The organism is Bdellovibrionota bacterium (assembly GCA_040386775.1).
In the GTDB taxonomy this organism is placed as follows: Bacteria; Bdellovibrionota; Bdellovibrionia; order Bdellovibrionales; family JAEYZS01; genus JAEYZS01.
The window spans coordinates 4,176-13,718 of record JAZKEU010000022.1 but is presented as its reverse complement, the minus strand read 5'-3'; the positions used below and the strand labels follow the sequence as shown (position 1 = coordinate 13,718).

Genomic DNA, 9,543 nt, shown 5'->3' with positions numbered 1-9,543 from the left:
GCAGATCAAGATAAAATCAGGTTGAGAATAGCTAGAATTTCTTTGGTTATTGGAAGTTTACTTTTGATTTTCAAATTCTATGCTTATGAGATTACAGATTCTCAAGCCATTTTGTCTGACGCTCTCGAGAGCATTGTCAATGTTCTCGGAGCAGTGATCGCACTGATCACTATCAGTATTGCTTCAAAGCCTGCCGACAAAGATCACCCTTATGGTCACGGCAAAGCCGAATATTTTTCTGTAGCATTCGAAGGTGGATTCATTTCATTTGCAGCAGCTCTTATTTTTTATGAAGCAGTTAGAAATTTAGTTTCTAAAAATCAAATTCAAAATATCGAAATTGGTATTTACTTTACTGTATTTGCAGGACTTGTGAATGGTGCTTTAGGATTCTATCTTAAGCGCGCCGGTAAAAAATTAAAATCTCTGGCTCTTAAAGGCAGTGGAGACCATTTGATTTCAGATTTTATTACAAGTATTGGCCTAGCAGTGGGTCTCGTCGTAGTGATTTTCACAAAAGCTTACTGGATAGATTCTGTTATTGCGATCATACTGGGATTCTTCCTCGCAAAAACTGGATTTGGTTTAGTAAAAAAATCCTTAGCAGGATTGATGGACGCCGAGGATCTTGGTGTTATTAAAAAAATTGGAAAAGTATTCGCAAAGAAAATCTTTCCTGGAATTATCCGCATTCACTATACGAGAGTCATTAGATCCGGCAGATATCATCATATAGATGCACATATCGTTGTTCCAGAATTTTGGGACGTCACAAGGGCACACAATGAAGTCAGTCGTTTTGAAAAGTTAGTATTTGAAGAATATCCAAACGATGGGGAATTGCACTTTCACCTAGATCCATGCCGTAAAGCTTACTGCGAAGTTTGTGATTTGGCAGATTGCCCTATAAGACAAAAGCCGTTTGTTCAACGGCTCTCGTTCACCTTAGAAGAATTAACGGACCCTCAAGAGCCCGAAGAATTTAGAAAAGAAAAGTAGCTTATTGCTCTTCAGTTGTAGCAGGAGCTTCTTTTGCCACTTTAGCTTTTTTAACTTTAGTGTCCAAAATATCTTTTCTTAGTTTCTCAACGTTTTTCATTAACGTCGTATCTTTAAGTTTTAATCTTGTGTTTAAAACATCGATTGCTTTATCTGCTAATTCCGAACCAGCAAATGGAACGATATTATCGTTAAAGAATTTGCTTTGTTTGGTTTGCTTTAAAAGTTCACGCGCCTGAACTTCTACAAGCTTTCCAGCTGTTTGCAGATTTTGAACAACTTGTTGTTTAATCTGATCTTTGTTTTGGATAGCTTCTCTGACTTGATCCAAAATTGGTTTCTTTTGATTGTTACCTGATTGATTGTTCGTTTCGCTCATAAAAATCCTCCCTAAGGTATATAGTAAAGAGTCGACATCCTAGCATCGGCTAAAGGTTAATTTCTAGGCAATTTTTATAATTTCGATGCTTTTGTTGATAAAAACGCAATGTTTTGTTAGTTCTTGCGCACTATGCGTAATGTTTTCTACCCAGCATCAAGAATTCTGAATAAGGAATACACACTTAATCCCTATTTGCTCAAGCTCCGTGAGGAGCTTAAGGAAGCTTATTTTGATTACGAGCAGGCGGTAGAATTAAAGGGCTGCTGGAGAAAAAATTCTTTTGGTATGGCCGAATCAACTCCTTTGGATTTAGAAATCGGCACGGGGAATGGATTTTTCTTTGCCCACCATTGTTTTCAAAATCCAAATAGAGCGGTGTTGGGTTTAGAAATTAAATACAAACCTTTGCACCAGACTTTAAAGCGTTCGCAATCTTTGGGCTCAACAAATGGCCGCGGTGTGCGCATGCATGCTGCACAAATTGATCAGATTCTTTCACCGGGTGAAATCGATAATGCATATATATTCTTTCCAGATCCTTGGCCAAAAAAACGTCATCACAAAAATAGACTGATTCAGCTCGATTTTTTGCACACACTTTTTGAAATTCAAAAACCAGGATCTTTTTTGGAGTTCAAAACAGACAATCCAGAATATTTTGATTGGACTGTAGAGAAAATGAAAAAAGGCCCATACAAAATCGAAAGACTCACATACGATCTTCACAACTCTGAATGGGCCCAAGAAAATTTCCAAACTCACTTCGAAAGACTCTGGACAAGCAAAGGTTTAAAAACCATGCTTATCCGCGGGTATAAATAATTAAGCCAAAAATAGTCAGGCCAAGTAACAGTTACAAATTACTTCCCGCTGTCCCAATAAATTTTGGATGATCAGGAATTTCCTGAGGCGTTTGATAGTTTGTATGAAGATTCTGAATCAAATCTTTTTTAGTACTTAGATTCCATTCGATTCTATGCTCACTATGATAAGTGTCATAAATCAAAGTCCAAAAAATGACTCTAAAGGTTTCATTGGGCCTTAGATAAACAATGTAGGCATTTTCTTTTTCAATTACAGATTCAGGATTAGAAAACTGCGGATCCAGATTCGGGGTTGGAGTTCCTTTTACATCATCTCTGCATTTGTCACGAGGACAAGTTTCCACTGTAACGGTAACATTTAGACTGAGTTTTGTTTTATCTATGGCTATAGATGTTGGAACGGCGTGCGGATTCGAAAAATTAATAGAGAACGGAGCATATCTATCCGGTGGATCACGCTGAGTGTATGGGTTGTTAACAAAACTCACTTGAGGTTGCATAACCGTGTATCTCACTTTAAAAGGTGAAGACAGATATACCGATCCGTTATTTCTTCTTAAATAAACAACACAGTCCTGATGTGGAATATATATTCTGGGATCTACTTGAATAGGCAAAATACTTACAATTTCCATATATCTTGCCATAGTTTCAAATTTAACAATTTCATTTTGTACTCGAATTGGTTTTGAATAAAAATTCTCACAAATTAAGGAAACAGACTCATCTGTATTTGTTCGTGTGATTGTAAAATTCTCGAACTCGTCCTCATCGATTACGGTAGGCAATTGTTTTAATTCTATAACTTTTTGATCACCTAGCAAAGCCTGTGTATTTGTATTTTTATTCTTGATAGTAGTATTTGAAAAACTAAAGGTTTTGCTTGAACCCCCATGATTCAGTATAATTTGAAAACTGCAATCAGCCTGAGAATTTCTAGATAAAAAGAATTCCAATGGTAGAATTGATTTCAGTTCAATAATGTGCTGATTTAATCTACTTGAGTATCTTATGAGTTTATCTGAAATCTTACATTCGGAAACACTTGAAATTGAATATGGACTCTCTTGGTCAGCTCCTAAATCTTGAATGGTAATATTCTTATTTTTTTCTGTATCGAATAAAATGTAATCGCTTGCTTCTAACTGGGATTTATCTGTGACTTGTATGACCTCCGAATTTGATTTTCTTAGTAACCTAACGTTAGACTCAGGAATAGGTGCGCCATTCTCTTTTGAACTACAGTTAACCAATAATACCGAAACTAAAACTAAAAATATAATTTGCATAAAAATCTCCTTTGTAGGGGAGTAATGCAAAATCCATAGGCCACTCTAGGGTCATTTAATTAAACTTGATCTGGAAATTATCCGGATATCGGATAGTTTGCCGGATTACCAGTAGTCTGTGTCGATAGTGATGTCGCCGTGAACTTCGGTTTGGCAACTCATGCGATGACCGGGCGCCACGTCGTGGATTTCCTTCATGTCGGTCTCGAGATCACCTTCTGGTGAAAGATTCTCTTTGCCTTCGATGACTTTTACCATGCATTTGACACAGACGCCTTCGCCGCCACAAGAAGAGGCAACGGGAATTCCAAAGTCGTTCAGTGCATGAAAGAGGTTGGCTCCTTCGGCGACTTCTACGACCTTTTGGCTTTTGGCTAGACGTACTTTAGGCATAACTCATATTGAATATAATGGCCGTACGAGTCAACCAAGAAGCAGCGTTCGGTCACTTGTTAAATTGTCAGGCGTACTCATATTTGATAGGGTTATTGGAATTATAAATGAGGAAATTATGAGTGACGGAAAAGTAAATACGGAAAAAGTAATTATTATTGGTTCGGGTCCTGCTGGTTATACAGCTGCTATCTATTCATCACGAGCAAATCTTGCTCCAATTCTTTTTGAAGGTGATCAACCGGGTGGTCAATTGATGACGACTACGGATGTGGAAAATTATCCGGGTTTTGCGGATGGCGTAATGGGTCCAGAGATGATGCAAGTTTTTAGAAAACAATCTGAAAGATTCGGCACAAAGATGGTTTCGCAAATGGTTGAGAAAGTGGATTTCTCAAAACGTCCATTCAAAGTTTGGTCGGATGGAAAAGAATACCAAGCTCAAACGGTGATCATCTCAACAGGTGCTACAGCAAAACTTTTAAACATTCCTTCTGAAAAACAATTCTGGGGCAAGGGTGTTTCTGCTTGTGCAACTTGTGACGGTGCTTTCTTTAAAAATGTTGAAGTCGCAATCGTTGGCGGTGGTGACACGGCAATGGAAGAAGCACTTTTCCTAACAAGATACGCAACTAAAGTTCACGTACTTCACAGACGTGATTCTTTCAGAGCTTCAAAAATTATGGCGGATAGAGTTCTCAATCACGAAAAGATCGTGGTTCACTGGGATTCTGCAGTTGAAGAAATTGGCGGCGATAGAATCGTACGCTGGGTGAAAGTTAAAAATTTAAAGAACAATTCTATTTCTGAATTAAAAGTGGAAGGTTTATTTGTAGCTATCGGCCACAAACCAAATACAGATATTTTCAAAGGTCAGCTAGATATGAACGAAACAGGATACTTGGTCACTAAACCAGGAACGACGTACACGAATGTAGACGGAGTGTTTGCTTGTGGTGATGTTCAAGATCCAATCTACAGACAAGCAGTCACTGCGGCCGGCACAGGTTGTATGGCCGCAATTGATTCAGAAAGATGGTTAGAAAAAAATCACATGTGATGTGATCTTTAAAAAATTAGGAAGATAGGGATGTCTAAAAAAATCAATACGAAGTCACTCATCGACAAGATCGAGAAACTAACGAAAGAAAAGATGACTCAACAAGATGTTGTGTCTCTTGATCAATTCCGTAAAGTTCAAAAAAAAGAAGATCCTAAGAGTATTCTTGTCATTGACGATGACGAAACAATTCGCGCAGCACTAAGAAGAATTTTTGAAGCTGAAGGTTACAAAACCATCACAGCAGCGGATGGAACGCAGTTGTCTGACGTTCTTGATGATTCGCCGATTGATTTGATTGTACTCGATATAGGTCTTCCATGGCTGAATGGTTATGAATTAGCAAAGCTTCTAAAAGAACACGAAGACCTAAAACGCATCCCTCTGATTTTCTTGTCGGGCAAAACAAGCGAACTCGATGTAAAAAGAGGATTCGAAGTCGGCGCCGACGACTATATTAAAAAACCCTTCGACGTAGAAAAAATGAAAAAAGCCGTAGCCACTCTCCTAAAGCTCACAGCAAAAAAATAAAAAGTTCCCTGCACCTTTTTGTGTCGCTTGTGCGTTAAATTGAGAATGATTTTGGTATTCCCTTAGGAATTGCGCTTAATAATTTCTTTGTGTAGTCGTGTTGAGGGTTTTCGTAGATGGAAATCGCATCAGCTTTTTCTACCACTTTACCGTTATACATGACTGCAACTTCGTCGGCGATGAATTTCACGACGGCTAGATCATGAGAAATGAAAATGTAAGTTAAGTTCATTTCTTTTTGTAGATCTAAAAGTAAGTTTAAAATTTGCGCTTGGATCGAAACGTCGAGAGCCGAAACGGATTCATCGCAAACTATAAAGTCTGGTTGAACCGCTAATGCTCTAGCGATACAAATTCTTTGTCTTTGGCCGCCAGAGAATTCGTGCGGGTATCTGTTTAAGAATTTCTTATCAAGACCAACCTTGTCCATTAAGGCTGCTGCCATGTCCATGCGTTCGTTTTTGTCTTTTCCAAGACTATGGATCGTCATGGGTTCCATGATCGCGCTTGCGATGGTCATTCGAGGATTTAAAGAAGCATACGGATCTTGGAAAATGATCTGCATTTTTCTTCTGAGCTTTCTAAGATCTGTAGAGTTGAGTGATGGAATGTCCACGCCATTGTATTTGATTTGTCCTTCGGTCGGTTCGATCAATCTTAGGATAGTTCTTCCAAGAGTTGATTTGCCACATCCTGATTCTCCAACGAGTCCAAGAGTTCTTCCTTTTCTGACTTGAAGAGAAACACCATCGACAGCTTTCACTAGAGATTTCACTCCACCGAAGATTCCGCCTTTGATTGGGAAATGTTTTTTCACATCTGTGAGTTCAAGTAATATTGGGCTATCGTTTCCGATGGGCTTAATCACTTTTTGTTGAGCGTGAGCTGCAACGTCGAAAGTTTTTTCTTTTCCATCAGCTGACATAAAGTCACTCACCGTAGGAAGTCTGACAGGATTTCTTTCAAGGGATGGACGGCAAGCTAGCAACCCTTTGGTGTAAGGATGTTTTGGTGATCTGAAGATCTGTTCTGTTGTTCCTTTTTCTACGATGTCACCACGATACATAACAACAACTTCATCAGCGATATCGGCAATCACGCCAAGATCATGCGTGATGAAGAGCATGCTCATTTTGTATTTCTTTTGGAGGTCGTGAAGAAGTTCTAAGATTTGTTTTTGAATGGTTACGTCGAGTGCCGTCGTAGGTTCATCGGCGATAAGGAGAACAGGATTACACGCAATAGCCATTGCAATCATGATTCTTTGTCTTTGCCCACCGGACATTTCGTGTGGGTAAGCCTTGATTCTTTTTTCAGGATCGGGGATTCCCACTTGGTGCATAAGATCTAAAGTTTTTTGGTAAGCTTCACTCTTTGAAACATTTTGGTGAAGAAGAATAGTTTCCGCGATCTGGTCCCCAACTGTGAATACAGGGTTAAGAGAAGTCATTGGTTCTTGGAAGATCATAGAAATTTTATTTCCACGGATCTCGCGCATTTTAGATTCACGAAGTTTTAAAAGATCGGTGCCATCGAAAGTGATAGAGCCGCTAGAAATTTCTCCTGGTGGGTTTGGAATCAAGCGCATGATGGAAAGAGAGGTCACCGATTTTCCAGAACCTGATTCGCCCACAAGTCCAACTGTCTTCCCGCGTGGGATATTGAACGAGATGTTCTTTACGGCATTCACGACACCGTCATCGGTTTTGAAATTGATGGATAGATTTTTTACTTCTACTAAGTTCTCTGACATTTAAAACCCCCGAACGTTTATTGTCCTCTAGAAGACTCGAAAAACTCAAACAAATCCAAAGCATAACTAAGTATTACCTGTAAATTTGTCTTACTGCGTTAATAATAAAGTGGAGTCAGAAGGAAACTGCTTCTGACGGCCATAGATTACAATGCAAAGGTAAAGCCAATCATGCTATTTAAACTTTAGAAAATTTCGCAGGAGAAATGCAGATGAGAGTTTGGGACGAGAAAGAACATTTTATTCAAAAGTACTACGTAAAAGAAGCACCGCTATTTTTGGAAATGCGAGAGACGGCGAAAACTAAGAAATGCGACCACATGATGGTGGCTCCCAGCGAGGCGAGACTTTTGCAATCGCTGGTGGAAGTGCATGACTCTAAAAAAATTGTCGAGATCGGATGTCTGTATGGATATTCTGCGATCTATATGGCTCAAGGAATGTCCTCTTCTAAAGACGGAGACGGAAGAGTATGGACTCTAGAAAAAAATACGGAGAATGCTGAGTATGCACAGAGATTTTTCGACAAGTCAGAAATGAAAAATAAAATTGAATTGGTTATTGGAGATGCTCACGAGAATTTAAAAATTTTAGAGAAGCATGGACCGTTTGATTGCGTATTTATCGATGCGGATAAAGCAGGGTATCCGGAATATTTATTGTGGGCGGAAAAGAATGTGAGACTAGGTGGGTTGATCATCGCCGATAATACATTCTTGGGCGGATCAATGTGGGGAGCAGCGCAAGAAGGCTATTCTAAAACGCAAGTCTCCGCGATGGTGAAATTCCATGAAGCTTTCTCGGATTCTAAAAGATTTAAATCCATTGTTTATCCAAGCCATGATGGAATTTCCGTGGGCATTAAGATTTAGGTTGAATCAGCAATTGCGAATTAAAGCTTAATATTTCCAGTCATTTTAGTGCTATTTCCAGAAATATCTTGGGCGGTAATTACAAATTTTCCATGAGCTAATTTAGGGACAGATAAACGGATAAGGGATCGGCCTATTCCGTAGCCCCCTTCTGAGCGTAAAATATCCTTACCGACTTTGAGTTCCGTGAGAATAAAATTAAATAGATTGGGGAGTTTTCCATTTGAATCTGCTAGTTTTTCTCGAAAGTCCCAACTGACTTTTTCTCCAGACTCGAATTCGATCATGGAAAGAGTAGGTGGTTGATCATAAACACTGCCATCCAATTGATCGCGCGTCCACACTACAAATTCGATAGGTCGTTTATTCAGTTGTGAGTTTTCTTTGAGTGAGATTACGTCTCCATTTGCATAAACAGCAAATACATTAAAAATTTCTGGTGCCTTATGGTCTGGAATAGGAAGGCTGATGGCTTCGGGATTGATTGCTATCTGGTTGGGAGCAATCACATTGTAATGAATGTGATGATAATCACTACTAAAATAAACGGCTCGTCCCACGTATGTTCCTGCGGGAATGTAACCACCTCCATTATTTAAGATATCAACGATTTCTTTTGGCAAGGTATCTCTATCCATGTGGTGGTATTCAAATCTATATCCACCTTCGTTAACGACTGCGATTTCAAAGTAGGTAGAATTGCCTGTTTCAGGCCAAGGCTTCCAATATTTTACTTTAGAGCCGTCATCGTTGTTGGTGTAGCTGTAATGCCCAGCTTCTAATCTTCCGCCGACAGGAGTAAATACTTTTTCTCCCATATTTACGATAAGATCACACCCTAAATGGAAATATCCGGGAGTACTGAAAGGTTGAAATTGAGCCATCGAATTCGCGATAGTGTGAGATGCATCTTTAAATTGTACGGGCCAAGGCAGGGTCTTTATTGGGAAGGAGGATTTTCCTGATCTTGAAATGGTTCTTGAGTGGAAGATTTGATATCCTTCAGAGAGTAGTTGTTCTTTAGAGAAGATAGGTTCATCAGCAAATACATCAATGGACAGCGAAATTAAAAAAACGAACAATAAAATAATTCTCATAGTATTTTCCTTTTAAGCCAAAGATATGACTTCATAAAATAACAACATTAGTAAATTAAAGTCGAAAATGGATGTCTATAGCAATCTGAGAATTGTTGCAGAAGTGTTGCGATATTGGACTCAAACACTTTTAAATAAAATAAACGAAGCCAAAATTGTCGCTGTGATTATGGATTGTCCAAGAGGTATATTTGTTAGCAATATTATATATTTAGATGAAAATTGAATTTTGAGTGTTAGTGGATGGTTCCATTTATGGTTGGTATGGGCATCTAAAAATCAATTTTAATTGATTTGGAGTAGGGAAAAGTTGGCAATCGCTTTGCAATATATATAAGTAACT

At 38.8% G+C, this 9,543-nt stretch carries 10 protein-coding genes; 5 read left to right on the top strand and 5 right to left on the bottom strand.

Features of this window, described 5'->3' with window-relative positions; genetic code table 11:
* Positions 1 to 999: cation diffusion facilitator family transporter (locus V4596_13505; protein ID MES2770156.1), on the top strand; the 999-nt coding region annotated here is incomplete at its 5' end.
* Between the two features lies 1 nt (position 1,000).
* On the opposite strand, the gene V4596_13500 is transcribed toward V4596_13505, so the two are convergent.
* Positions 1,001 to 1,378 (bottom strand): hypothetical protein, encoded by a 378-nt coding sequence (locus tag V4596_13500; protein ID MES2770155.1) that lies wholly within the window; start codon positions 1,376 to 1,378, stop codon positions 1,001 to 1,003.
* A gap of 132 nt (positions 1,379 to 1,510) precedes the next feature.
* Here V4596_13500 and trmB point away from each other — a divergent pair, with 132 nt between their 5' ends.
* Positions 1,511 to 2,203, top strand: a complete 693-nt coding sequence (gene trmB, locus V4596_13495) for a tRNA (guanosine(46)-N7)-methyltransferase TrmB (GenBank protein MES2770154.1) — start codon at positions 1,511 to 1,513, stop codon at positions 2,201 to 2,203.
* A gap of 31 nt (positions 2,204 to 2,234) precedes the next feature.
* On the opposite strand, the gene V4596_13490 is transcribed toward trmB, so the two are convergent.
* Entirely contained in the window at positions 2,235 to 3,494 is a 1,260-nt protein-coding gene (locus V4596_13490; GenBank protein ID MES2770153.1) for a hypothetical protein, read from the bottom strand.
* A gap of 105 nt (positions 3,495 to 3,599) precedes the next feature.
* Positions 3,600 to 3,887 carry a 2Fe-2S iron-sulfur cluster-binding protein gene (locus V4596_13485; protein MES2770152.1) on the bottom strand — a complete coding sequence of 96 codons (288 nt, stop codon included), beginning with the start codon at positions 3,885 to 3,887 and terminating at the stop codon, positions 3,600 to 3,602.
* 118 nt (positions 3,888 to 4,005) lie between these two features.
* Here V4596_13485 and trxB point away from each other — a divergent pair, with 118 nt between their 5' ends.
* Together trxB and V4596_13475 are read left to right on the top strand one after the other, a co-directional pair.
* A complete protein-coding gene (gene trxB, locus V4596_13480; protein ID MES2770151.1) occupies positions 4,006 to 4,947 on the top strand; it encodes a thioredoxin-disulfide reductase in 942 nt (313 codons plus the stop codon).
* Between the two features lie 30 nt (positions 4,948 to 4,977).
* Positions 4,978 to 5,478: a response regulator gene (locus V4596_13475; GenBank protein MES2770150.1), complete on the top strand. Its 501-nt coding sequence runs from the start codon at positions 4,978 to 4,980 to the stop codon at positions 5,476 to 5,478.
* 34 nt (positions 5,479 to 5,512) lie between these two features.
* Here the strand turns inward: V4596_13475 and V4596_13470 are convergent, their stop codons facing one another.
* Positions 5,513 to 7,231, bottom strand: a complete 1,719-nt coding sequence (locus tag V4596_13470; protein ID MES2770149.1) for an ABC transporter ATP-binding protein — start codon at positions 7,229 to 7,231, stop codon at positions 5,513 to 5,515.
* A gap of 212 nt (positions 7,232 to 7,443) precedes the next feature.
* On the opposite strand from V4596_13470, the gene V4596_13465 reads away from it, so the two are divergent.
* Complete coding sequence (locus tag V4596_13465; protein MES2770148.1) at positions 7,444 to 8,103, top strand: O-methyltransferase; 660 nt, start codon at positions 7,444 to 7,446, stop codon at positions 8,101 to 8,103.
* A gap of 20 nt (positions 8,104 to 8,123) precedes the next feature.
* On the opposite strand, the gene V4596_13460 is transcribed toward V4596_13465, so the two are convergent.
* Positions 8,124 to 9,200, bottom strand: a complete 1,077-nt coding sequence (locus V4596_13460) for a hypothetical protein (protein ID MES2770147.1) — start codon at positions 9,198 to 9,200, stop codon at positions 8,124 to 8,126.
* Positions 9,201 to 9,543 lie beyond the last annotated feature (343 nt).

Excerpts from the sequence above, each read along its gene's own strand:
- V4596_13490 (MES2770153.1), bottom strand. The coding sequence starts at position 3,494 with ATGCAAATTATATTTTTAGTTTTAGTTTCGGTATTATTGGTTAACTGT.
- V4596_13465 (MES2770148.1), top strand. The coding sequence starts at position 7,444 with ATGAGAGTTTGGGACGAGAAAGAACATTTTATTCAAAAGTACTACGTA.
- V4596_13460 (MES2770147.1), bottom strand. The coding sequence starts at position 9,200 with ATGAGAATTATTTTATTGTTCGTTTTTTTAATTTCGCTGTCCATTGAT.
- V4596_13485 (MES2770152.1), bottom strand. The coding sequence starts at position 3,887 with ATGCCTAAAGTACGTCTAGCCAAAAGCCAAAAGGTCGTAGAAGTCGCC.
- trxB (MES2770151.1), top strand. The coding sequence starts at position 4,006 with ATGAGTGACGGAAAAGTAAATACGGAAAAAGTAATTATTATTGGTTCG.
- V4596_13475 (MES2770150.1), top strand. The coding sequence starts at position 4,978 with ATGTCTAAAAAAATCAATACGAAGTCACTCATCGACAAGATCGAGAAA.
- V4596_13500 (MES2770155.1), bottom strand. The coding sequence starts at position 1,378 with ATGAGCGAAACGAACAATCAATCAGGTAACAATCAAAAGAAACCAATT.
- trmB (MES2770154.1), top strand. The coding sequence starts at position 1,511 with ATGCGTAATGTTTTCTACCCAGCATCAAGAATTCTGAATAAGGAATAC.
- V4596_13470 (MES2770149.1), bottom strand. The coding sequence starts at position 7,231 with ATGTCAGAGAACTTAGTAGAAGTAAAAAATCTATCCATCAATTTCAAA.